Raw genomic sequence first — 24,821 nt, forward strand, 5'->3', positions numbered from 1 at the left:
GACAGCCATTAAAACGCCGAAAACACCACCATTAGCACCGGCGCGACGATATTAATAATAAAGCCAAAGCTAATTGCAAGCGGCACGACCGTCAGACCGCCGGATTGTTGAATAATGGGTAAGGTAAAATCAAGGCTCGTCGCCCCGCCAAGCCCCACCGACGCCGACGGATATTGGCGCATAAACACTGGAATAAAAATCAGCGCAAAAAACTCACGGATCAAGTCATTAAACAGCGCCACGCTGCCCCAAATCGCGCCATAAGCGTCGGTCATTACAATTGCCGACAGCGAATACCAACCAAACCCTGACGCCAGTGCCAAGCCTTTTGTCCACGACACATCGCTAAAAATCGCCGCAAAAATTAGCCCACCAACCAACACCGACAGCGTGAAAATTACGCTCATTTCCACGCCGCGACGATTGAGCAGCACTTCTTTTAGGGTAATTCCTGAGCCCTTTAGCCCAATTCCCACGAGCAAAATCAAAACCATTAGCAAAACGGTCATGGTCTTGTCGTGCGGCATGAGTGCTTCAGGCAATATAAGCCCAAGCCCAAAGCCGACGACCACACAAATCACCTGAATGAGGCTACCGCGAATACTCACGCGGTGTTGATTGGTTTTGGCAGTTGTCGTTTTGGCATGCCAAGGTTTGATTTTATCAAATACCTTTAACCCAAAAAGCCCCGTGCCAATGGTCAACACAGAAAGGGCGGTCACATAAAGCGCAATTTCGCCAATTTGGCTGCCAAGACCGTGAACTTGCGACAGCTCAATACCGATGAGCGTTAAGATAATAAATACCAAATACGACAAGCACTTATCAGTAATTAACGTCAGCTTGGGAGTGGATGGGATGGCAAAGCCAATAAATAGCGGCGTTAAGACCAAAATAAGGGTAATGAGGCTTTCCATCGTTCGGCTCGTCACAGATGCGTCAAACTGGCGATTGTAACACGATTTTGTTTATTCAAAAAAAATTAACTTGACGGGCGCGTTAAGCCGCTTTGCTATTAGCTGCTTGTATTGATTGCGGCTGAATAATACTGACAAGCGCTTGCGCATTTGTGGTAGGAAAATCGGCACGATAATGACCGCCGCGACTTTCACAGCGCTGAAGGGCGGATAGGGCAACGAGCCTTGCAAGTTGAAGCTGACGTAGTAATTGCCAAGTTGTCAAATCCTCATTATTGTTCGGCGTCGTTATTAACGCGATCCAATGCTGAATTTGCGCAAGGGCTAGGGCTAAACTGTCCCCATGACGAACAATTCCTAAATGCTCAGTCATCAGCTGCTTTAAACTTTTGGCAATATCATCCAGAAAAACCGTTTGGTTTAACGCATTGCTTGCTTGGAATGCCAATTGAAAATCGCCGTTGATGTTGGTATCAATAATAAAATCTTGCTCAATAGTTGGCGCTGACCAATGTTTTTGCGCCAGATAATTAGGTAGATTTTCAGCGATAAGGCGACCCATAACCACGCATTCAAGAAGGGAGTTGCTTGCCAAACGGTTTGCGCCATGAAGTCCGGTGTAAGCAACTTCCCCTGCGGCAAAAAGTCCGGCAATATCGGTATGACCCTCGGGGCTTGTCACCACACCGCCGCAGCTATAGTGCGCGGTCGGGGCGACCGGAATCGGCTGGCAAGACATATCAATTCCCAAAGCAAAAAGCGTTTGGTAAATCTTTGGAAAGTGACGCTGCAAAAAAGGCTTGGTCAAGTGGCTCATGTTCAAGTTCAGAAACCCGAGACCGTTTTTTGCAATTTGCTGAGCAATGGCGCGTGCCACAATATCGCGCGGCGCAAGCTCTAAGCGCGGGTCAATATCTGCCATAAAGCGCTGATGGGTAACCAGACAATATAACCTGCCACCTTCACCGCGAAGGGCTTCTGAGATTAAAAAATTGCTGTTATTATGATAAAGTCCGGTCGGGTGGAACTGAATAAATTCCAAATTTGCCAATCGGCAACCGGCATCAAACGCCATCATCATGCCATCGCCAATACAAACATCAGGAGCGCTCGCCCTAGAAAATAACTGTCCCATACCACCACTGGCAAGCACGACCGCTTGGCTTTGAATATTGATTTGCTGATCGGATATATGGTCGACCACTGCGGCGCCCAAGCAAACACTATCGGTGTTATCCGTTTGTAGTTTAAGCGCGTCATGATGGGGCAAAAGGGTGATATTGCTTGCCGACTTGGCATTTGCGATCAGCGTTTTCATGATGTGAAAGCCGGTTGCATCCTCCGCATGAACGATGCGCCGGCAGTGGTGACCGCCTTCTTGGGTTAAATGCAACTGATTGTTTGGCTGAGTTTTGGTAAATGGTACGCCTTGTTGGCAAAGCCAATCGATTGCCGCGTGACCTTGATTGATGAGCTTTGCGCTACTTTTAACATCACAAAGCCCTGCGCCTGCGATCAGCGTATCGTTTAAATGCGCGTTTGCGCTGTCATTATCAGCGATACTTGCTGCAATGCCGCCTTGGGCGTAATGGCTTGAGCAATCTTGAAATCCGCCTTTACTAATAACCGTAACCCGAAGCGACTTTGGCAATGATAGCGCGGCACTCAATCCGGCAAGCCGTTCTGAAAAACCTACCTAAACCTACCTATGCAGATTTAGCGTTTTCTTCCTGCTTCACAGGCAACAACCTGAGTGATAATACTCAGGACTTACATCACCTCGACAGGCAATCACGGTAGAACTTACCGCTTCATTGACCCATCAGTGATGGGTCAAAACTTTATCCGCATGACTCAAAATATTGATACTGGCATTAAGGTCGCGGTCATTGGTTTGTAAGCAATTCGGACAATCCCAAACGCGAATTGACAATGGTAAATCCTCTTTAGCTAAAACATGATTGCAGTTTGAGCAAGTTTTAGAGGATGGGAACCATCTGTTTAGCTCTTTCACCGTTTTGCCTTTATCATTTGCTTTATAGATAAGCTGACGCTTAAATTCATAAAACCCTAAATCACTAATGGCTCGACTTAGTTTGCGGTTTTTCATCATGCCTTTGGTATTTAGATTCTCAATCGCCAAAACGTCAAATTCAGTGACTAAAGCGGTGGTCAGCTTGTGCAGTGAATCTTGACGAATACAGCGTATTTTATAGTGAAGCCGTGACAGCTTGGTTTTCGCTTTGCCACGATTTTTACTGCCTTTTTGCTTTCGGCTCAGCGCCTTATTTAAACGCCGAAGCTTTTTTAGATAACACTTTAAGGGTTTTGGGGATTTGATTTTAGTACCATCGGATAAGGTCAATAAATCGGTAATTCCTAAATCAATACCAACGCTTTTGCCGGTTCTTTTGCTAAGTTTTGGGGGATCCATGAATTGAACGGCAATGCTTGCAAACCATTTGCCGCCGCGACTAAATATTTTAGCTGACAGTATCTTGCCTTCAAAGCGTAATGACTCGCACATCTTAACCCAACCTAAATTGGGGATTCTGATCTTTTTATCTTTAATAGCAAACTGGTCATTTGAGAGGCTAAATCGGTCGTTCACGCCCTTTTTACGAAACTTTGGGTATTTAGACTCGCCCCTAAAAAATCTTTTATAAGCATCACCCAACTGCATAATGGCAAGCTGTGGAGCGCATTTAGTCACCTCAAGCATAAAAGGATACTGATTGCGCTTAATGTCGTTAAGCTTTCGGCGTAGCTTGCCTTGTGAGGGGGTGTTCAGCTTATCCTTGTCAATCTCAATGCCTAAATCCTTGCAGTGGTCACGATACGCTTTATCTTCTTGGTACTGGCTTTGCCATTGACTAAGCGCCCAATTATAAGCAAGCCGCGCCACACCGCAAGCACGAGCAAAGTAGGTGGCTTGATTATCATTAGGACTTAGTTCAATGACATGACCGCGAATCATGATAAAACATCCTTAACCGCTTCTATGAGTTTTTTATTTTTTTTGCTTCTTGAACCATAAAGTCTTGCAGAGAAAACAGTAATAATCTCAAGAACGTCTTGAGCCAGTTCTTCTTCAAATGACAGGTTTTCACCTTGATTGATGATAACGACTTCAACCTGACGCGCCTCACAAAGCGCAAAAACAAGCTCAGCACCAAAGCGTAATAGCCTGTCTTTGTGGGTCAGTACCAGTCTGTCTATGTTGTTGTCAAAAATGTCATCAAGAAGCCGCTTTAAGCCTTTTTTGTGGTAGTTCATGCCACTGCCTAAATCGCTGATCACTTCAAAACACCAACCTTGTTTGGTGCAATACAGTTCAAGCAGCTGTACTTGACGCTGTAAATCTGCTTTTTGGTCATGGCTTGACACACGAGCATAAGCGATGGTCTTCCTGCTTTTGGTATCAATACCATGTAGCAAGTTTGGGTTAATCGTAGATATGTCATACCTACGATGACCTTTTGCGGTTCTTTGAGCCACAAGCACACCAGTTTCATCCCATCGTCTTAATGTTGAAATTGATACGCCTAGCTGATCAGCAGCTTCTTTTATACTTAATAATCTATTCATAATGATTAATTATACATAGATTTGGATAGGTTTTATATAGATTCTTGTAACCCTGAACCTATGATTAAAACGTCGGTGGTGAGCGTTGTGCTTAATTGGTGATTCATAAGCTTGCCTTTTTTTGGGTCATAGAATTTGGTTAAGCCAATGGATTGAACAATTAAGCTGCGCCAACGTGAGCAAACAAGTCGCGGTCTTTGATCATATCGCCACTTGCGGTCACGCGCGATTTTTGCGCTTTGGCAAAATCAAGCATCCGCTGTAAAGGCTTTCTAGCCGCCGCCGCTAGGTCGTCATCAAGCAATACTTCACCGCTAAAATTGGTTAAGCAGTTTTCAATCCCTTGCAAACCGTTCATTGCCATCCACGGACAAAACGCACAGCTTTTGCAGCTTGCGCTTTCACCGGCGGTTGGTGCAGCTAAAAAGCGTTTGGTTGGCGATTTTTTTTGCATTTCGTGCAAAATGCCAAGGTCGGTGGCGACAATAAAGGTGTCATCATCCATTTCAAAGGTGGCGTTTAATAGCTTACTGGTTGAGCCAACCACATCGGCAAGCGCCACCACGCTGTCCGGCGATTCAGGATGAACGAGGACTTTTGCGGTCGGGTTTTCCGCTTTTAATTGCTCAAGCTCAGTGGCTTTAAACTCATTATGAACCAAGCACGAACCTTGCCAAAGCAGCATATCTGCGCCGGTTTCGCGAGCAATATAGCTTCCTAAATGCCGGTCGGGTCCCCAAATGATTTTTTCACCGCTTTCGTGCAAATGGCGGACGATATCAATACCAACCGATGAAGTTACCACCCAATCCGCGCGAGCTTTAACCGCGGCACTGGTATTGGCGTAAACAACGACGGTTCGATCAGGGTGAGCGTCGCAAAACGCGCTAAAATCGGCAATCGGGCAGCCCAAATCAAGCGAGCATTCGGCTTCCAAATCCGGCATTAATACCGTTTTTTCCATGCTTAAAATCTTTGCCGACTCGCCCATAAAGCGAACGCCTGCCACCACCAACGTTTTTGCCGGATGCGCTTGCCCAAATCGTGCCATCTCAAGCGAATCGCCAACGCAGCCGCCCGTTGCTAGCGCCAAATCCTGAATAAACGGGTCAACGTAATAATGCGCCACCAAAACCGCATCTTTTTCAATTAAAAGCTGCTTGATGTTCGCCTCAACTACTTTGCGCTGTTCGCGTGGCAACTCCGTAGGAATCTTAGCGCGAGCGTAGTCGATGTTTAACGTTTTGACGAGGCTTTTATTGGTATTTAAGACAGGAGCATCAAAGGGGTAGGCAGTAATCATAGGACAAACCTTTTATTATCAAGCAATGGCAAATGAGGTTTTTGAATGTGAATAAAAAATGACAAGTAATTTTGCTTAATTATGCTCATTTTGAGCATTAATACAAGTGGTTTTTCTTAAATTTTAATAACAATATTTTGATGCCGACCAATAATTTAGTTTTAGTAATATTTAACCTCTTTTCAAAACGCCTATTGATTGCAATTCAGGCTATACTAAAATCACGATTAAAAATAAAAAGGATAATAGCAAAGCAATGACATTGTCTTATTCCCACGCGCATAAATCTGGTAGTGGTACGACTGAGGTTGTGGCGGTTTTGGTTGCCATTATTGAAGGCGTTGCCAAAGTGCTGACGGTCGATGGCGGCAAATTGTTGCCCAATGGTCCTTTGATGCCGCTGCACCGCTCATTACAAGCAGGTGTTCGCCAGTGGGTCGAGGAGCAAACGCAGCAGCCACTTGGCTATTTGGAGCAGCTTTATACTTTCGTTGATACCAATCGCCGCAATATCGATGGTCATGCGCTGGTTTACGTCAGCTATTTGGGATTGGTTCAGGAAATGCAGACCATTCGCCACCAAAGCCAAGCGGTTTGGCACGATTGGTTTGACTACTTTCCGTGGGAGAATCATTTAAATGGCGCGCCTAACGTGATTGCAGATGTTATCATTCCAGAATTGTTTGCTTGGGCAGATTCGGCAGATGAAATAACCGCGCGGCGTCGCCGTCAGCGCATTTGTTTATGTTGGGGCGTAAATCGCTCAGAAGACTTGAAACATAGTGAAAGCTATTTGCAAAATATAGAGGCAAGCTGGGTTGCCGAGCACGTACTACTGCGTTATGAGATGCTTTATGAAGCTGGTCTCATTCCAGAATCGCCGGACTATCAACCGAATAAACTGCCAAGCGATTGGGCGTTAATTATTGGCGCGCCGATGTATTACGACCACCGCCGCGTGATTGCCACCGCCATTTCACGGATTCGCGCCAAAATTGAATATCAACCGCTGATTTTTGGTTTAATGCCGAACGAGTTTACCTTATCGCAGCTCCAACAAAGCGTTGAGGCATTATCGGGAGTGCCACTTCATAAGCAAAACTTTCGCCGCTTGCTTGAGTCACAAAATTTGGTGATGCCAACGGGTAAAAGCAGCACCAATCAGCGCGGTCGCCCCGCCAAGCTTTACCGTTTTTGCCATGACATTGAGCTGCAAAGTTTGTTGATGGACAGCAAATTACCCAAACGCAAATAAACGGCTTTAATTTTTATTGCTATAAAAAATAATTTCCGCTATATTTATGCTCATTTTGAGATTAAATCGTAATGGCTCATTTAAGCGGCTGCAACTAACCGTTTTTAAAATTAAAATAATTTAAGTAAGGATACCTTATGCGCCAAAAGCCAAAATCTGTCACTGAACCTGCACTTGCAAACCTTGTCATAAAGCCTTGGGTCGAGGCGGCGCTCGTTGAGGATTTGGGACGTCGCGGCGATGTGACCTCGCAAGCCACGATTCCGGCAAAGATGCAAGCCAAGCTTGAGATTCGGGCGCGACAATCAGGCGTGATTTGCGGGATGGATTTGGCAAAAATGGCGTTTGCGTTGGTGGATGATGAGATTGACTTTTGTGCCAAGATCACCGATGGCGATTGGGTTGAGGCAGGAAGCGTTTTGGCGACGGTTTTTGGCAACGCTCGCAACTTATTGACTGCTGAGCGAACGGCGCTTAATTTTTTGACTCATTTAAGCGGCATTGCCACCGCCACGCGCCAAATCGTGGATAGCGTTGCTGAGTTTCCGGCGCAAGTTACTTGCACTCGCAAAACCATTCCGGGGCTGCGGGTATTGCAAAAATATGCCGTTCGCTGCGGCGGCGGTCGCAATCACCGATTGGGGCTTGATGATGCCATTTTGATTAAAGACAATCATATTGCCATTTCGGGCAATATTACTACTGCAATTGCGCAGGCAAAAGCGCTTGCCGGTCATCTGATTCCGATTGAAGTTGAAGTCGATAATTTGGATCAGTTAGAGGAAGCGCTAGAAGCTGGCGTGAATTTAGTGCTGCTTGATAATATGTCACCATCGACGCTAACCAAAGCCGTTGCCATGTGCCAAGGTCGCGCGCAAACCGAAGCGTCAGGGGGTATTACGCCCGATTCGGTCGTTGCCGTTGCCAAAACCGGCGTTGATTTTATTGCCATGGGCTATTTAACTCACAGCACCACCGCCCTTGATATTGGTCTTGATTTTAGCAGTGAAGCCTAAAACTTTAACTATTAATAAGATTAAACTATTAAAATAAAAAAGCCCTTATCAAGCTGATAAAGGCTTTTTTTATGCGTTTTATAAAATACGGTTTTTGAAAAACAATAAAAACTAATGCAAAACTATTTTAAGCGCCATGCTTTTCTTTATAAGCCTCAAACGGCTCTTTGCTGCTAGCGTCAGGGCAGTTAACGACTTCAATACCTTGTTTGCCTAAATCTTTTTTCAACTTATCATATAACGGCTGAGTTCCCCAACCGTAAGCATCGCCAAGCTCTTCATCCGCACCATAAACCACGCGGTCAATGCCAACTTGAAGCATCGCTGCCATACACATTCCGCAAGGTTTTCCGCTGGCATACATGGTGATGCCTTCGTGCGGTTGACGTAAGGTGTTGCCGGCTTGGCGCAGTGCTTGCATTTCAGCATGAGCAGTTGGGTCGTCGTGAAGATAAGCTTCGTTGACGGCTTCGGTCAATACATCTTCACCGCGAGTGAGCACCGCGCCAAACGGTTCGCCGCCTTTTGCCACGTTTTCGGTCGCAAGCTCGATGGAGCGCTTAATCATTTTTTTATCAAAATCGGTCAGTTGGTTTGCCATAACATCATCCTTTATCATTATGATTGAGGCTTAAAAAATTCAATTAACTTTGCACGTAAGATGTTAATTATCGTTGCCCATAACAAAGCAACACGATTTGCGCGCAGGTGTTGTAAACATAGCCAAAAGGCTTAAGTAAAAATAAGAGGTAAAAAAGGCAGGGTCGGCGCAGGAAGTTTAACAAGCGCCAGACAGAGTATCGCCATAGCGACTATTAAAGTCAAGGCGCAAGAATGGTAAAAGCGATTTTGTTGATGTTAAAGAAAATTTTGAGATTTTGATTTAATTGTCATGAGTCATAAGCAGCATTTCAATCACAAATTACGATATGCTAGAATATCAACTGTTGCTTTTGCCATCGTGATTTTCTTACGATGGCTTTGTTTTTTACAGCAAAATTAAATGCGAGCTTGCGGCTATGAATACCGAAATTATTAAGATTATCCTTGCGTTTATGGTGCTTATTAATCCTTTTGGCGCGCTGACGTTATTTTTAGATTTGACCCGCGGCTATACCATGGCAAACCGCCGAAAAGTCGCGCGAATTGCTTGCCTAACCATTTTTATCACCATTAGTTTTTTCACCATAGCAGGGGAGTCGCTGCTCAAAGCGCTTGGCATCTCAATTGGCTCGTTTCAGATGGCAGGCGGGATTTTGGTATTTTTAATCGCCATCAATATGATGAATGGGGAAGGCAATCCAGTCAAGCCCGATCAAGACAATTTTGATATTGATCATGTTCAAGATACGCTGCCATCAACCGCTTCAGCCGTTGTGCCGCTTGCGATCCCGATGATGATAGGTCCTGGTGGTATTTCAACCGTCATTATTTATTCATCGCAAATCACAGGATGGCTGCAAATGTCAGCGGTAATAATTGCCGGACTTTTTATCAGTATTTTTTGTTATTTGGCATTGATGGCAGCAGGGCGCATTAGCCGAGTTTTAGGCGATGCTGGACTTAACATTATGAGCCGAATTATGGGGATGCTGCTAGCGGCAGTTGCCATTGAAATTATTGTTAATGGTTTACGAACGCTGTTTCCAGATTTATTATAAAAAAATGACATTTTAATTTAAAGATTTACTCAAAAATAGCCAACTTTTGATGACTAAGCAAGCATTATCAAGATATGTTATGATGGTGTTTCATTTCAGTGAACAGGAGTAAGTTTTGAGTAAGGCAAAGATTGCTATTTTGGGGGCAGGACCTAGTGGACTTGCGCAACTGCGAGCGTTTGAGACGGCTCGTTTAGCGGGAGCAACTGACCTTCCTGAAATAGTTTGTTATGAAAAACAAAATGATATTGGCGGGATGTGGAACTACAATTGGCGAACCGGTCTTGATAAACACGGTGAGCCGGTTCATGGCAGTATGTACCGCTATTTGTGGTCAAATGGTCCAAAAGAGTGCTTAGAATTTGCTGATTATTCCTTTGAAGCGCATTTTGGTGAGCCGATTCCCTCTTATCCGCCGCGCGAAGTTTTAAAAGACTACATCATGGGGCGCATCGATAAGCACGACATCAAAAAATATATCCGTTTTGAATGTCCGGTGCGTTGGGTAACCTTTGATGACGACACGCAAAAATTTACCGTCACCGTCATGAACCATAAAACTGGCGAGCAAGAAACGGACGAGTTTGATTTTGTCGTGGTGGCAACCGGTCATTTTTCGACACCAAATATGCCGTATTTTGAAGGTCTTGAGCAGTTTCCCGGTCGCGTGCTTCATGCTCATGATTTCCGTGATGCCCTTGAATTTAAAGACAAAGACGTCCTGCTTGTTGGTAGCAGCTATTCTGCCGAAGACATCGGCACTCAGTGCTATAAATACGGCACAAAATCGGTCACCATCAGCTACCGCAGTCAGCCATTAGGCTACGATTGGCCCGAAGGCATTAGCGAAGTGCCTTTATTGACCCATTTTGAAGATGATATTGCGCATTTTGCCGATGGTACAAGCCAGCGCTTTGATGCAGTGATTATGTGTACAGGATATCTGTTTCACTTCCGCTTTTTGCCTGATGAGCTGCGACTGCAAACGCATAACTGCTTGTATCCGGCAAACCTTTATAAAGGTATTTTTTGGCAACCCAATCCAAAGCTTATTTACCTTGGCATGCAAGACCAATACTTTACCTTTAACATGTTTGATGCCCAAGCTTGGTTTGCTCGCGATGTGATGCTTGGCAAGATCGAACTGCCGACGCTTGAAGCTCGCCAAAAGGACGAAGTCGCTTGGCTTGAGCGCCATGACGCGCTGAACGGCTGCAACGAGTCGATTGACTTTCAAGCAAGCTACATCCGCGACTTGACCAATGCCACCGATTATCCTGAGTTTGCAGTAGAGAAGCAGGGCAAAATCTTTAAACAGTGGCAACAAGATAAAGCCGCTGACATTATGGGATTTCGCGAAAAAGCCTACCGCTCAACTTTGACCGGAACGCTTGCGCCCAAGCTTCCTGAGCCTTGGCTTGATGTTCTTGATGACTCGCTTGAGCACTTTTTGGATTTGGTTGGCGTGACTGAAAGTGGCGAAAATGACAATGCGTCAGTAGCCCAAACTGGGATTAAAACTTCAGTGAATAAAAACAAAGTCACAGAAAACAAAACCGCGTCTAAAAAATCAGCAAACGAAGCCGAAGCAAAAGCGTCTTAATTTTAAATTGTTTAAACTAAATTTGCCAAACTTGAATATCAGGTTTGGCTTTTTTGTTTTTTATTCTTTTAAAAGTTAATTAAACGCCAATTGCCACGCCAAATACAGCATAAACAAACCAACCAAGCCGTCAAGAATATTCCAAGCTTTAGGTTTGGCAAATATAGGCGCAAGCAGCCTTGCCCCAAAGCCTAAACTAAAGAAAAATAAAAACGATGCCGTCACCGCGCCTATCGCAAAAAGTTTAGCATCATCTGCGCCGGTTGACACCATGCCAACCAACACGAGCGTGTCCAAATAAACGTGAGGGTTGAGCCAAGTAAAGCCAAAACAAAGCAGTAGTGATTTTTTAAGACTCATGCTTAAATGCGCGCTGGCATGAAGGGCAGATTTATTGGTGATGCTTGCGCGTAGATTTTGCAGCCCATAAGCTAATAAAAACAGCGCCCCGAGCCATTTAGCCATGGTGACTAGTTGCGGAAACTTTGCCGTGACCGTTCCAAATCCGGCGACCCCTGCGACGATCAACAGTGCATCGCTCACTGCACAAAACAGGCAAACCCAAAACACATGCTCACGCTTGATGCCTTGCTTTAAAATGAACGCATTTTGTGAGCCAATCGCCACAATAAGCGACAGCCCAAGCAGCAATCCTGAACTAAAATCTGCATTAATTAGCGCTGTCATTTGCCAAAATCCATAGTAAAACCTGTTACACTACCTAAAGTACGAGGATTAAAAATAAAAAATTGCCTAAAATAAAAAGATCCTGAACGGGGTAATAACAAAGGAATCAAGCAAATTATGGTCGTAAGCTTAACACGAATGCTAACATCCTTTGGTCAGCCATCAACTGAGGCGGCGCAAAAAAACGCTTCTGAAACACCAGCGCCAAAAAGTGCCGATTATAGCAGCCCTAATCAATCAGCGACTCAAAATAATAGTGAAAACAATAAAATCAGTAATAAAGATTTGTCAAATAATAGTACCCTTACCGAGCGCTACCTTGCCAATAAAGCGCGTTATCAGCGCCGCGGTCGACCGCCGTTTGATATGACGACGCGATGGCAGCTGCGCCATGGACATTGCCCAATGATGACTGAACTGATAGATGTGGTTGACCCTGATATTTTAAACGCCATGCCGATTGAAGCGGTTGCTGTTCTTGACCGGATTAACGGTAAGCTTTCGCGCTATCGTGAGTGGAGCGCCCAAATTGATGACAATCATAGTCATGATGAGCGCAAATTTGTTATTGATAAACTCATTCAAGAAAGCATCCCTGAAGCCATTCATCATTATCAGCAATTGCAGCGCTTTAGCCCGCACCGAACTAAAAATAGCGTCGTTCAAAGTAACATGACCGCAGGCGACTTACTGACCGATTTGTTTTTGCAAATTGATTACGAACTTGACGAGCTACTTGATGAATTGCACCAAACTGTGGTCAATCGCTTGGCGTCCACCCACCGCTATGTCAAAAACCGAACCAAGCATTCATAAATTGTGGCGCCATCAATGTAACCCGCGTTAGCGACCATTAACGATAAAGATATGGTCACAGGTCACAATGTTTTGTTTAATAGAGAAAAAAGCAATTAAAGGATGCTCAAATGACCCAAGCAACTGCCTTATTTCTTATGTTTTTATTATACGGCGTCTTACCGGCAGCAGGCGTGTATTTGGGTTATCGCGGCTTTAAAAAAATCACTGCGCCTAAAATGCTTGGTTATAAATCAATTCCGAAGCTTGGTTATATTCCTGAAAAAAGCCTTCCTGACTCAGTCAAAATCGCCCTTGATGAGATTAATCAAAAAGGCGAAAAGTTGCGGCTGATTTATGGCGATAGCAATAACGATGGCAAAATTGATGATTCTGACAGCGTGAACGAAACTTATGTCATGATTCAAAATTTGATGGACAATCATATCCCGCAAGCCGTTCGCGACTATCAACGGCTTTATGACTTAGAAGGCGCACGCGCCGATTCCACCAAAATTAAAAACTCTAATGTCACCGCGCAAGAGGCATTATTAGACGTATTAAGTACCATTAATAAACAATTTGATGAACTGCTTGACGCGTCTTATCATCAAGATGGTCAAAAATTGCTTGCGACCAATCGCTATTTGCAGCAGCGCTTTGATGGCGTAGAAGATACGTTAAGCCTGCCAAATGACGATAGGGTATAAGTAGGAAACTAAGTAGGACACTATGATATTAATTGGCGTCGGCGCGGTCACTGCAATCACAATTTATTATTTGGGTAAAAAAAGCTGGCACGCCCTGCACCGTATCGCCGGAATTACACCAGGTGTTATGGTTTATCAAAACCCAAAAGCACCCTTATTAATCAGCAAACTGCAATGGCAAAAGCTTGAGTTAAACCCAGCGCATTTGCAAGGATTAACTAATGATTTGCTGCGGCAATTACAAAATATTGACCAAAAATTAGCACATTTTGAAAGTTATCAGCAGTCGTTAAATGACAATCATCAAGCGCTTAGTGAAGCAGAATTTATCGCTCATAAGTTTATTTACTCGCGCCTTCCTGAAATGCTGGCAAGTTATTACCATTTGCGGCAATCCTATCAGCAAAAAAACATCAACGCTGCAAAAATGAGTGAGGCAGAGCAACTATTAAAAGGTTTACTGGATGGTATTGAAGCAAGGTTAGATGACGTTTTAGAAAAAATAGAAGCTCAGCACTGGCAAGAGCTTAAAGTAATGAAGCGCTATTTGGACACTCAGCGCTGATATTAGAAAAGTCAAAAATAAAAAAGCAGTAACGTTAATGACTGCTTTTTTATTGTCAGAACGGTTTTAAGTTAACAACTACTTTGATCGGCGATCGCGATTGTCCGTTGGGCGATCGCTACGTTGACGATTGCCTTTGTCGTTCGTATTTCGTCGCGAACTTTCTTTCGTGTAGTTACGCGTGCTTTCGTTACGTTTACGATCGCTTTGATAATCGCGGCGAGCTTTAAGCGGTTTATCTTTAATCCGGTCTTGCTTACGTTTTGCTGCGCCTTGAAGCCCTGTGTCTTGGCGCGGTCGCAAACTGACCAAATCGGTTAAGCTGTTGATGTCTTTTTTATCAAGCTCTAAAAAGCGACCTGTTCGCAGCTCTTTTGGCAAGCTGATACTGCCGTAACGTGTCCGAAGTAGTCGGCTGACCTTAAGACCTTGCGACTCAAACAAGCGGCGGACTTCACGGTTGCGACCTTCTTTTAATTTGACGTGATACCATTTATTGACACCTTCACCGCCGCCTTCTTTGATGTCTTCAAATTGCGCCATGCCATCGTCAAGCATGACACCGGCAGTTAAGTTTTTAGCAATCTCCGGTGTCACTTCGCCTAACACGCGAACAGCATATTCACGATTAATTTCATTTGAGGGATGCATCAAGCGGTGAGCAAGCTCACCATCATTGGTAAATAACAACAGCCCTGTTGAGTTAATGTCCAAGCGACCAACCATCACCCAGCGGTCATGAGTCAGCTTTGGCAAGCGCTCAAACACAGTCGGGCGACCTTCAGGATCGGTTGCTGAGCAAATCTCCCCTTCGGGTTTATAATAAGCGAGTACACGGCGGCGCTTTTCATTTTCAGCTTTGTAGCGAATCAGGCGACCATCAACGCGGATTTCATCGCCAATAGTTACGCGATCGCCAATCGTGGCAGGGGCGCTATTAATCGATACGCGACCTGACCTGATAACGTCTTCCATTTGCCGGCGCGAGCCAAGACCCATTCGGGCAAGCGCTTTTTGTAGTTTTTCGTCTTTCATGATGAATTCCTTGATTCGGTAGTGGCTACATTTCGCAATGTATGGCATGAGCAAATTTTTTTAGAGCAAGTTATTATAACCTTAATACATTATTTTTAGGAAAGTTTAGACCATTTTTTTCAAGCATAAACAAATTTACTTTCATAAAAATTTGATAGATTTAATTGTAACAATAGTCAGTAATTGTTCCCTAATTTCAATTAAGTTATGTTATCATGCGCAAATATTTTGCTACATTAGTTAAGTTATTGTAATTTGATAGGTATTTGCGATAGATTTGATATTGCAAGCGGAGGAAGTATGCAGCAGCTAAATAAGTTATTTGGAATATCAATGCTTTTGGCGAGCAGCTTACTAACAGGATGTGCTACTAATAGTACCATTACTTCAGGGCTTAAGTCTGGCGATCTACCGCCTTATGGCGCGTTTAAAGCTGAAAATGGCATTGAGTTTGTCGTTCAACCATTGACTTTGGCAACATTGCCACCAAAAAAAGCCACTACTCCTAATGCCAGCCTCACGCAGTTGATTCGCTCCTCAGGACGGGTAGATTATAAAATTACCTCTGGGGACATTTTAAGTATTGTCATATCAGGATATCCTGATATTGCACCACCTTCAACGGGTGGTTCAACGCCTTACGCTTCTGGTTTTCCCGTAGATCAACAAGGCTTTGTTCAGTTCCCTTTAATTGGTCGGATTAAAGCTGCAGGATTAAGTGTTCCGCAGTTTACTGCCAACTTGCAGCGTCAGTTGCAGCGCTATTTAAAATATTCAGACCCGCAAGTAAAAATTATCGATTATCGCGGTAATAAGTTTTTTATTGATGGCGACGTCAAGCAGCCGGGCGAGTTTAGTATGACCGATGCGCCGGTTACGCTTTATGGTGCCTTGTCGATGGCCGGTGGTGCAATGTCGACTGGTGACTCTAATAATATCGTCCTTAATCGCAATGGCGTCAATTATAATTTAGGTTTGCAATCATTACGTCAAATGGGATCATCCGCCAACCAAATTTATATTAAAAATGGCGACTCTATCCATGTCAACAGCCAAAGCCGGAATAAAGTTTATGTATTGGGCGAGTTTGGCAAAGTTGAGCCCGTTCCTATCTTAGAGCAAGGTTTGAGTTTGTCTCATGTACTAGGCGAATCAAATGGTCTCAACTCTAATACTGCTAATGCCGCTAAAATTTATGTAGTCCGAGATAATCCTAATTATACGCAAACGAATATTTATTACATTGACATGCAAAATATCACCAGTTTTGCTTTAGCAAATCGCTTTGAGATGCTGCCTAATGATATTGTTTATGTCGATCCAACAGGACTCACCCGTTGGAACCGCGTGATCAGCGCCTTGTTACCTTCAACTTCTGCAGTTTCCGTATTAAAAGGCTTTTAAAGAGACGTTATTATGAGCTTTAATAATATTTTAGTCGTTTGCGTGGGTAATATTTGTAGAAGCCCCATTGCCGAAGCCTTATTAAAAAAACGATTTCCCAATAAAAATATTGACTCAGCAGGGCTCTCAGCAGTTGTCGGACATAGCGCCGATGATCAAGCAATCAGTGTCATGAGTGCTGACGATAATATCGATATGAGTAGTCATATTGCGAAACAAATTAATGAAGATTTGGTTAAAAAAGCGGACTTGATTTTCACCATGTCAGAAAACCAAGTGCGTTGGATTGAGTCACAGTGGCCGCATTGCCGCGGTAAGACGTATCGCTTAGGGCACTGGATTAATAAAGACATTGCTGATCCTTATGGTCATGATGACAATGCCTTTATGACGGCTAAAAAAGATATTATAAAAAGTTTAGATTCTTGGTTTGATAAGATTTAAGTAGTGATTATCTATGAGTACAGATGCAAAAAGCACAATGGCGCAAACTAAAGCAATGGATGATGATGAAATTGACTTAGTGGCGTTGCTATTAAGCTTACTTCGGGGCTGGAAAACGCTACTACTTTGCGCCATTCTTGGATTGGCAATCGGTATCTTATATAGCCGTTATTTGAACCCCACTTTTAAATCCGATGCTTTGATTCAAATTGATGATAAATCATCAGGAATTTCAGCACTCGGCTCGAACATTTCAGAGCTTGTTTCTACAGATGTTAGCCCTGCGCAAACTGAAGCTGAGCTGATTAAATCGCGAATGATTCTAGAACCCGTGATCAATGCTCTACATCTACGCATCCGTTTGAGTGATCCTGAAATTGGCGTTATTGAAAAAATAAAAAATGATCGAACGCAAACTCAGATTAACTCTTTTGAAGGCGTGATGCTTGCCACAAAAGACGGCCCAGCGCAAATCAGCCAGTTAAACGTTTCGCAAGGTTATTTAAATCAGCCGATGACATTAACGCGCCGCGGCGATGGCTTTGTATTGACCAATGGCTTTGATGATTTTAAAGGAACTCTTGGTCAAGAGCACCGTTTTCAAGGAACTGATGGCGCCATTCAAATTACGGTTAATGATCTGCCAGCCAATGATCATCCGATCACTATAGTTAAACAGTCACTTCATAATACCACCGATGCTATCAATAGCGCATTGACTGCTATTGAGCGTGGCAAGCAAACCGGGATTATTGAGCTGTCGTTAACAGGCAGCAATCAGCAGCAAATTAGTTTAATATTAAAAGAAATTGTTTTATCTTATATTGATCAAAATCAATCGCGCGGCTCCGAGGAGACCACCAAAACGATCAGTTTTATGGAAACCCAAATTCCAAAGCTCAAACAAAAATTAGAAGACTCTGAGTCGGCGTTTAATAGTTTTCGTGAAAAATATGGCACCATCGATGTCAGCAAAGAAGCTGAATTATTAATCACAGAAAATAGTCAAATTGATTCACAGCTTAATGAGCTAAAACTTAAAAAAGCAGATTTAACTACTTATTATACCGATGAGCATCCGCTTGTTGTACAAATTAATGACCAGCTCAAAGTTCTAAACGATCGTAAACAAGAAATTACAGGAACAGTTGGTAAGCTTCCTGAAGTTCAGCGCGAATTCTTAAAGCTTTCTGAAGATGTCGGTATTAATCGTGAGCTTTATCTTACGATGCTTAAAAACTATGAACAGCTAAAAATTGTGAAGGCAGGTCAAATCGGTTTTGCGCGAATTATCGACCTGCCAATCAGCACTTTTAACGCTATTGCACCCAAAAAAGCACTCATCGTTTTACTGGCAACCTTATTAGGGTTAATGCTTGGCGTAGTGATCGTATTTATCAAAAGCATGCTTAGAAGCCCTATTAAAGATCCTGATCGCTTGGAAGCAAAAACTGGCATTCCAGTCATCGCCACTATTCCACGCTCTGAGGCAGTAGCTCGTCTTACTAAAAACAAAAAATCAAGTAGCCGCTTGTTGGCTTATGTAGATAACGATGGTCTTAGCTATGAAGCCATTAAAAGTTTAAGAACGCATTTAATGTTTGGTATGCCCAATCAGAGCAAAACAGGTCAACGAGCTCGGGTGATCTTGGTTACCGGTGAAAGTCCAGGAATTGGCAAGTCTTATATTTCAGCAAACTTAACAGAAGTTTTTGGTCAGCTGGATAAAAAAGTCTTGATTATTGATGCGGATATGCGCCTTGGTCGACTTCATGAAATGTTCAATATGGATCCTGACAATGGACTTGCCGAATATTTTTCACAAGAAAGCAGCAATACCTATGAACCTAAAAGTCTTGAGACTATCGTTCATCCTACAGAGCTTGAGCATGTCGATTTTATACCGCGCGGTCGTATTCCCAAAAATCCAGCTTCATTATTAGCCAGCGATAAATTTGACCATTTGATGCGACAATTAAGTGAATATTACGACTATATTATTATTGACTCAGCACCAGTCTTAGCAGCGTCAGATGCCATTATTCTAGCGCGTTATGCCGATAAGGTTATCATGGTCACCCGTTATGATAAATCTATTGAAGGTCAGGTTGCTTATGCCGTTAAGCAAATGGAAAAAGGCAATGTTCGAGTGGATGGTTTGGTCTTAAATGACATGCAACAAGGGTTATTAAGTAAATATAGCTATCATTATAGTTATGCCTACGGCAAAAATAAATCATGAATAATTTGATGGAAACTAAAGCAACTGGAAGTTTTTAAGATGGCAATGCAATTTAAGAGCTATGCTGATCAAGTATCAGATGGGGCTAAAGTTGGTTGGCTAAATAAAATTTCCAACCAACTATTAAAGCTGCCAAGACCTGTAAAACGCAGTGTATTAATTGCCACTGATTTTATAATGGCAATAGTTTGTCTATTTTTGGCAATCTCTCTGCGTTACGGTAAGCTTGATAACCATATTGGTATACTCGCCTTATGTTTATATGCCGTTATTCCAATTTTAGGACTTTATCTCATTGGTTTTTATAAAGGTGTTGCACGTGCCTTTTTTGAAGGATTGATGGGGTGGGTACTGCAGCTATTTCTTGTACTCATTATTATTTATGAAGGAATATTGTCGCTTGATTATATGCCTGAGATACCAAGATCAGCGCCAATCATATTTTTGTTCTTATTCTTTATTTGGCTTTGGAACAGTCGTCTGACCATCAAAGAGCTGCTGATACGTGGTCAGGGCAAAAGCTTGAAATTAAGCAAAGACTATTCTGGCTATGATAATGTCTTGATTTATGGTGCCGGTGAGGCGGGTCGTGAGCTATTAGAAGGTTTGAAAAACTCTCATAAATATTATGTCAGTGCCTTTATTGATGACGATCCTCAATTAACCGGAGCTTATATTTTTGGCAAGCGTATTTATGCCGCTCATGAGCTTCTTGATGTCGTCAATAAGCTTGAAATTGCACAAATCTTTCTAGCTATGCCGTCGATCAGTCGCAACCGCCGCCGTGAAATTATTGATAGCCTTGCAGATATCTCAATTAAGATTAAAGCGTTGCCAAGCCTGCAAGAAATTGCGGATGACCAAGTAACTGTGAGTAGTATGCGCAAGATTGATATTTTAGATGTGTTAGATCGGCAAACGGTAGAGCCGGATCAAGTATTGTTGCAAAAAAACATTACCGAAAAATGTGTTTTAGTTACTGGCGCAGGTGGTTCTATTGGTAGCGAGCTATGTCGGCAAATCCTCAAAAATAAGCCTAACTCTTTAGTGCTTTATGAGTTATCTGAGTTTGCACTTTATAGCATTCACCAAGAGCTGCTATTAAAACAAAGTAATAAGCCTGATTATAAAGATATTAAAATCACTGCCATCCTTGGTAATGTCATTAATGAAGATCATTTAATCAAAACCTTTAAACAATACCAAATCCAAACGGTTTACCATGCCGCTGCCTATAAACATGTTCCTATTGTTGAATTTAACCCTTTTGCAGGGGCAATAAACAACAGTAAAGGTACGTATCATTGCGCTCGCGCTGCAATCAAAGCAGGTGTTGCCACTTTTGTGCTTATCTCAACCGATAAAGCCGTTCGTCCAACCAATATTATGGGTGCATCGAAACGCTTAGCTGAGCTTGTCTGTCAGGGCTTAAGTCAATCACAATCTACTACCTGTATTAGCATGGTACGCTTTGGTAATGTTTTGGGCTCCTCTGGTTCTGTCGTTCCGGTATTCACCAAACAAATAGAGCAAGGTCGACCAATTACCGTCACACATCCTGAAGTCACCCGTTATTTTATGACTATTCCGGAAGCTGCGAACCTTGTCATTCAAGCAGGAGCCATGGCAAAGGGCGGGGAGGTTTTTGTCTTAAATATGGGTGATCCTGTCAAAATCGTTGATCTGGCGCGGCGAATGATTTACTTAAGCGGCTGTATTCCAAAGGATAGCGCAAATCCAAACGGCGATATTGAAATCAAATTTACCGGACTTCGTCCTGGTGAAAAGCTTTATGAAGAGCTGATCATTGGGGATGATAATGTTGAAGCGACGCATCATCCGCTAATTATGCAGGCGATAGAGCACAGTTTTGCGTTAAATGAAGTAGAAGAAACTCTTGATCATCTACTACAAAAAGCTCGTGATGCGGATATTGGTTGGCTAAAACAACGATTTGAATATTTTGTAGATGGTTATCAGGATAATACGGCTATAAATACTTTAGATAAATCTACAAAAATTAAAATCATTAATTCTAAAGAGGCAGGTTAATTGTCAATTAATCTTAAAACTCTAATAAAAAGAACCACGAGCAGCCACTTTGTACGCGATGTTGCTCTGGTGGGTGGTGGTATTGCCGCTGGACAAGCTATAGCCTTGGCATTTATGCCGTTTCTCACGCGTTTATACGGTCCTGAATCCTTTGGTATTGCGGCCGCATTTGCAGCTATTGTCAATATTATTACTCCAGTTTCGACTATGGGCTATGCAAATGCTATCGTTATGCCTGAGAGTGATGAGGATGCAGCAGCAGTAGCAAGACTGTCTATACTATGTGGTTTGATTATTGCACCTATTTCACTGATATTAGTGCACATAGGAAAACCTTGGTTAGCAGTATGGACAGGTATGGAAAGTAAGCCTGATATGCTGTATCTAATACCGTTAACGTTAATAATAGGTGCTCTTCTATCTGTAGCCAATCAATCAGCTATTAGAGCAGGGCTTTTTAAAGCTAAAGCTCGCGCTTATGTAGAAAGTAAACTAGTTACAGATAGCAGCAAGCTTATTGGAGGTATGATTGCCCCTTCTGGATTGTTACTCATCTTACTTACGATACTAGGGCAGTTGACAAACTTCGTGATGCAGATGCTAAGAGTTCCTAGAACCGGTTTTCTGAAGGTCAGTAATTGGTTTGGTACTCGTGGTATTCGTAACGCAGCCATACAGCAACGTGATTTCGCTATATATCGAATGCCACAAAGTGTACTAAATGCAGCTTCAGTAGGTTTGCCAACGATATTGTTAGCGTCGTTTTTTAGTCCATCCACGGCTGGGCAGTACTCAGTTGCTGTGCTTGTACTTGGTGCACCCGCTATGTTACTAGGTCAAGCTGTTGGAGAGGTTTTTTATCCCAAGATTACTCGTACGATTATAGCAAAATCATCCAACGCTTATATGCTGTTACTCAAAGTGTCCGCTATTCTTTTAGCAATAGGAATAATTCCATTTGGCACAGTGTTGTTTTTTGGAGAATATCTTTTTTCTTTAATTTTTGGCGAGCAGTGGATGTTAGCAGGTAGTTATTCACAGTGGCTTTCTATTTGGCTATTATCGAACCTAGTTAGTGGGGCTAGTGTTGCGGCAATGCCTGCATTACGTTTGCAGCGATTCTTGCTTATCAGAGAGTTTTTCTCAGTAATATTGCGTGCCGCTGCTCTTTACATAGGTTTTAAGTTTTTTAATTCAGACATTATAGCCGTTGCTCTTTTTTCGATAGTAGGAGTCTTACTTAGTCTCTCTATCCTTTATGTCGTCTTTAAACGTCTTTTCACTATTCAATAGTTTATAAGATAGTGTAATTAATTTTGAATGGCTTAAAATATTTTAACTCAATAGGTTGTTTATGATTTCAATTATTATTCCTGCATACAACGCTGCTGCAACTATTGATCGTTGTATTAATAGTATTGACACTGCAAAAAAGAAACACGATATTGAAGTGATAATAATTAATGACGGCTCTAAAGATGAAACAGCAAACCTAATTGACAAATGGGCAAGTATCAAATCTTGGATCACAATAATCAGTCAGGAAAACCAAGGACTGTCAGCAGCTCGCAATGTAGGTCTCAATATTGTTCAAGGCGATCATATCGTTTTCATAGATGCTGATGATACGATTGATGATTGGTATTTTGACTTCATAATTGAAAAAGCAGTATTACCAAAAGTTGATATGTTGGTTTTTGGTCATAAGCGTATGATGCTAGATGGTTCAATAATTGAGAAAAAAAATACTGTAGCTGAATATACGTTAAAAGATATAGAGCAGTTACAGCTACGAGTAACAGAAAATAGAAATATATACTGGTATGCGTGGAGTAGGGTGTATAGTAAAAAATTGATTGAGAATTTACGATTTGATAATGATGTAAAGTTTGGAGAAGATTCAATTTTCCATATCAAATGTTTAAATAAAGCTAGCCATTTGATAGTGGTTGCAGATTGTCCATACAACTATTATGAGAACTCTAGTTCATTAACAAGTTCAAAGTATAAGCCAAATCTTTTAGAGTCTATAGAGTCACATTATAATGCTAGGGTTGCAGCACATATTTGGCCTAAAAGCCAAAATGATAGGCAAATACTCTTATCAGACTTTGCAAGAAGTTATGTTGAACATATGTTACCCTATTTGTTGAATAATTTAATTTATCTTGATAGTAAAGCGCGTCGCAAAGAGTTAATCAAAATTCGGGAGTCCTTTGTTTATGAAGAATGTATTTCAAACTATACTCATCGACATCCAGCGCGAGGCATTCGTACTTTAATTTCCTGTTTTTCACAGCGTAGATATATGATGACACTAATTCTTCTTCAGTTAATCTGGTACAAAAAAGGTAAAAATAATGCTTAAAGTTGAATTATTCCCTTTATCACTAGAAAATAAGGCAGATGGACAGCATCGATCTTGCTTAATTAAAGAAACCGCCATCAATGCAGAGATAAAAGAAAAAAAACTATGGTTTATTTATCCGACTAATTTACCAATGCCAGAAGATAATGATTGTGACTCTTATTTATTAGCTGCGCTACTACCAGCAATGAAGATGAAAGCAGACATTATTGTATATGGAAGTGTCTCTAAGGAATTATTATCGAATCTGACAGAGTTACAGTATGTCTGGCATAAATGGTTGCCAGAAGAGTTTTTTTTAATTGATATAAAAGTTGATAGTATTCGAGATAATGAAACGCGTGCAGAAGGCGCGGTTGCAGCATTTTCCGGAGGTGCTGATGCGCAATTCACAGCTTATCGTCATGCTACTGGAAAAGCAGGATATGGCAATCAGCTTTTATTAGCAGGAGTGCTTGTGCACGGTTTTGATATACCACTTGCTGATACAAAAGGATTTTTAGGTGCCACCAAGATGGCTTCAGAAGTACTAGAAAATTTAAACATTAATTTATTAACAGTCAGCACTAATATTCGAGAGCTTTGGGAAATAAATTGGGAATACTATTTCGCTGCTGGTGTTGCTTCAGTTTTATCTGGATTTAAAAAATATGCCGGGATAGGCTTAGTCGGTAGTAGTGAGCCTTATGATGCATTATTAACGCCTTGGGGATCACACCCTATTACTGATCCACTATTAAGTACTGGTAGTTTTATGATCATACATGATGGTGCCGGCTTTAGTCGTTCAGAAAAAATCGAAATATTATCTGATTGGGATTTAGGTGTAAAAAAATTACGTGTATGTTGGGCAGGTGGTAATCATGATAGTAACTGTGGCAAATGTGAAAAATGTGTTAGAACTCGTCTTAATTTTTTACTTGCAGACGTTGTTAATCCTGCGTGTTTTAATGATTCACTCAAAGCATCTAATTTTAAATCTATAATACTAAATAGCGAAGGCGCATATGCGGAATGGGGACAGATTCGTGATGACATCAAGCGCACAGGAAAAGGTAGTAAATGGTTGCCACACGTAAACAAAGTCCTTAAACGCAAACCATCTAAATTTCAACGCTTACTACCTGTCGGCTCTAAACGGCGAACTTTAGTTAAAAAAATATTAGCAAAATAGCT

General features: G+C 42.2%; 22 protein-coding genes. 14 read left to right on the forward strand and 8 right to left on the reverse strand.

All coding sequences use genetic code 11. The features are described 5' to 3' along the window. Window positions 1–8 precede the first annotated feature (8 nt). From HF322_RS08990 to nadA, 5 genes are all read right to left on the reverse strand, one after another. Window positions 9–917: a lysine exporter LysO family protein gene (locus HF322_RS08990; RefSeq protein ID WP_169393201.1), complete on the reverse strand. Its 909-nt coding sequence runs from the start codon at window positions 915–917 to the stop codon at window positions 9–11. Between the two features lie 82 nt (window positions 918–999). Then, window positions 1,000–2,586 carry an L-aspartate oxidase gene (gene nadB / locus HF322_RS08995; protein ID WP_169393119.1) on the reverse strand — a complete coding sequence of 529 codons (1,587 nt, stop codon included), beginning with the start codon at window positions 2,584–2,586 and terminating at the stop codon, window positions 1,000–1,002. A 153-nt stretch (window positions 2,587–2,739) separates the two neighbouring features. Next, window positions 2,740–3,894: an RNA-guided endonuclease TnpB family protein gene (locus HF322_RS09000; protein ID WP_169393120.1), complete on the reverse strand. Its 1,155-nt coding sequence runs from the start codon at window positions 3,892–3,894 to the stop codon at window positions 2,740–2,742. Next, window positions 3,891–4,505: an IS607 family transposase gene (locus tag HF322_RS09005; RefSeq protein ID WP_169393121.1), complete on the reverse strand. Its 615-nt coding sequence runs from the start codon at window positions 4,503–4,505 to the stop codon at window positions 3,891–3,893. The genes HF322_RS09000 and HF322_RS09005 overlap by 4 nt, the downstream gene beginning before the upstream one ends. 160 nt (window positions 4,506–4,665) lie before the next feature. Beyond that, window positions 4,666–5,808: a quinolinate synthase NadA gene (nadA, locus tag HF322_RS09010; protein WP_169393122.1), complete on the reverse strand. Its 1,143-nt coding sequence runs from the start codon at window positions 5,806–5,808 to the stop codon at window positions 4,666–4,668. A gap of 256 nt (window positions 5,809–6,064) precedes the next feature. Between nadA and HF322_RS09015 the strand changes: the two genes are divergently transcribed. Both HF322_RS09015 and nadC read left to right on the forward strand, forming a co-directional pair. Continuing rightward, window positions 6,065–7,063, forward strand: a complete 999-nt coding sequence (locus tag HF322_RS09015; RefSeq protein WP_169393123.1) for a hypothetical protein — start codon at window positions 6,065–6,067, stop codon at window positions 7,061–7,063. Between the two features lie 137 nt (window positions 7,064–7,200). Next, complete coding sequence (gene nadC, locus HF322_RS09020) at window positions 7,201–8,079, forward strand: carboxylating nicotinate-nucleotide diphosphorylase (RefSeq protein ID WP_169393124.1); 879 nt, start codon at window positions 7,201–7,203, stop codon at window positions 8,077–8,079. 127 nt (window positions 8,080–8,206) lie between these two features. Here the strand turns inward: nadC and HF322_RS09025 are convergent, their stop codons facing one another. Continuing rightward, window positions 8,207–8,680: a nucleoside deaminase gene (locus HF322_RS09025; protein WP_169393125.1), complete on the reverse strand. Its 474-nt coding sequence runs from the start codon at window positions 8,678–8,680 to the stop codon at window positions 8,207–8,209. A 418-nt stretch (window positions 8,681–9,098) separates the two neighbouring features. Between HF322_RS09025 and HF322_RS09030 the strand changes: the two genes are divergently transcribed. Further along, window positions 9,099–9,740 carry a MarC family protein gene (locus HF322_RS09030; RefSeq protein ID WP_169393126.1) on the forward strand — a complete coding sequence of 214 codons (642 nt, stop codon included), beginning with the start codon at window positions 9,099–9,101 and terminating at the stop codon, window positions 9,738–9,740. Between the two features lie 115 nt (window positions 9,741–9,855). Then, window positions 9,856–11,343: an NAD(P)/FAD-dependent oxidoreductase gene (locus HF322_RS09035; protein WP_169393127.1), complete on the forward strand. Its 1,488-nt coding sequence runs from the start codon at window positions 9,856–9,858 to the stop codon at window positions 11,341–11,343. Window positions 11,344–11,418: 75 nt separating this feature from the next. On the opposite strand, the gene HF322_RS09040 is transcribed toward HF322_RS09035, so the two are convergent. Then, entirely contained in the window at window positions 11,419–12,030 is a 612-nt protein-coding gene (locus tag HF322_RS09040; protein WP_169393128.1) for a LysE/ArgO family amino acid transporter, read from the reverse strand. A 117-nt stretch (window positions 12,031–12,147) separates the two neighbouring features. Here HF322_RS09040 and HF322_RS09045 point away from each other — a divergent pair, with 117 nt between their 5' ends. The 3 genes from HF322_RS09045 (at window position 12,148) to HF322_RS09055 (ending at window position 14,100) form a co-directional block, all read left to right on the forward strand. Continuing rightward, complete coding sequence (locus HF322_RS09045; RefSeq protein ID WP_169393129.1) at window positions 12,148–12,846, forward strand: hypothetical protein; 699 nt, start codon at window positions 12,148–12,150, stop codon at window positions 12,844–12,846. Window positions 12,847–12,956: 110 nt separating this feature from the next. Then, a complete protein-coding gene (locus HF322_RS09050) occupies window positions 12,957–13,535 on the forward strand; it encodes a hypothetical protein (protein ID WP_169393130.1) in 579 nt (192 codons plus the stop codon). 22 nt (window positions 13,536–13,557) lie between these two features. Next, entirely contained in the window at window positions 13,558–14,100 is a 543-nt protein-coding gene (locus HF322_RS09055; protein WP_169393131.1) for a hypothetical protein, read from the forward strand. A gap of 78 nt (window positions 14,101–14,178) precedes the next feature. Here the strand turns inward: HF322_RS09055 and rluB are convergent, their stop codons facing one another. Next, window positions 14,179–15,135, reverse strand: a complete 957-nt coding sequence (gene rluB / locus HF322_RS09060; protein WP_169393132.1) for a 23S rRNA pseudouridine(2605) synthase RluB — start codon at window positions 15,133–15,135, stop codon at window positions 14,179–14,181. A 300-nt stretch (window positions 15,136–15,435) separates the two neighbouring features. Here rluB and HF322_RS09065 point away from each other — a divergent pair, with 300 nt between their 5' ends. The 7 genes from HF322_RS09065 to HF322_RS09095 all read left to right on the forward strand — a co-directional run bounded on the left by HF322_RS09065 (window position 15,436) and on the right by HF322_RS09095 (window position 24,819). Next, on the forward strand, window positions 15,436–16,539 hold the full coding sequence (locus HF322_RS09065) for a polysaccharide biosynthesis/export family protein (protein ID WP_169393133.1): 1,104 nt from the start codon (window positions 15,436–15,438) through the stop codon (window positions 16,537–16,539). 12 nt (window positions 16,540–16,551) lie between these two features. After that, the gene (locus HF322_RS09070) at window positions 16,552–16,983 is read left to right on the forward strand and encodes a low molecular weight protein-tyrosine-phosphatase (RefSeq protein ID WP_169393134.1); all 432 of its coding nucleotides are present in this window, start codon (window positions 16,552–16,554) and stop codon (window positions 16,981–16,983) included. 13 nt (window positions 16,984–16,996) lie between these two features. Further along, complete coding sequence (locus HF322_RS09075; protein WP_169393135.1) at window positions 16,997–19,225, forward strand: polysaccharide biosynthesis tyrosine autokinase; 2,229 nt, start codon at window positions 16,997–16,999, stop codon at window positions 19,223–19,225. Between the two features lie 39 nt (window positions 19,226–19,264). Next, a complete protein-coding gene (locus HF322_RS09080; RefSeq protein WP_169393136.1) occupies window positions 19,265–21,277 on the forward strand; it encodes a nucleoside-diphosphate sugar epimerase/dehydratase in 2,013 nt (670 codons plus the stop codon). Further along, the gene (locus tag HF322_RS09085; RefSeq protein ID WP_169393137.1) at window positions 21,278–22,570 is read left to right on the forward strand and encodes a lipopolysaccharide biosynthesis protein; all 1,293 of its coding nucleotides are present in this window, start codon (window positions 21,278–21,280) and stop codon (window positions 22,568–22,570) included. It begins immediately after the preceding gene. Between the two features lie 61 nt (window positions 22,571–22,631). Continuing rightward, a complete protein-coding gene (locus tag HF322_RS09090) occupies window positions 22,632–23,645 on the forward strand; it encodes a glycosyltransferase family A protein (protein WP_169393138.1) in 1,014 nt (337 codons plus the stop codon). Continuing rightward, window positions 23,638–24,819, forward strand: coding sequence for a hypothetical protein (locus HF322_RS09095; RefSeq protein ID WP_169393139.1), 1,182 nt, complete (start codon window positions 23,638–23,640; stop codon window positions 24,817–24,819). Before HF322_RS09090 ends, HF322_RS09095 begins: the two co-directional genes overlap by 8 nt. Window positions 24,820–24,821: the final 2 nt, after the last annotated feature.

This window comes from Psychrobacter sp. MF31, from assembly GCF_012847335.1.
Classification (GTDB): Bacteria; Pseudomonadota; Gammaproteobacteria; order Pseudomonadales; family Moraxellaceae; genus Psychrobacter.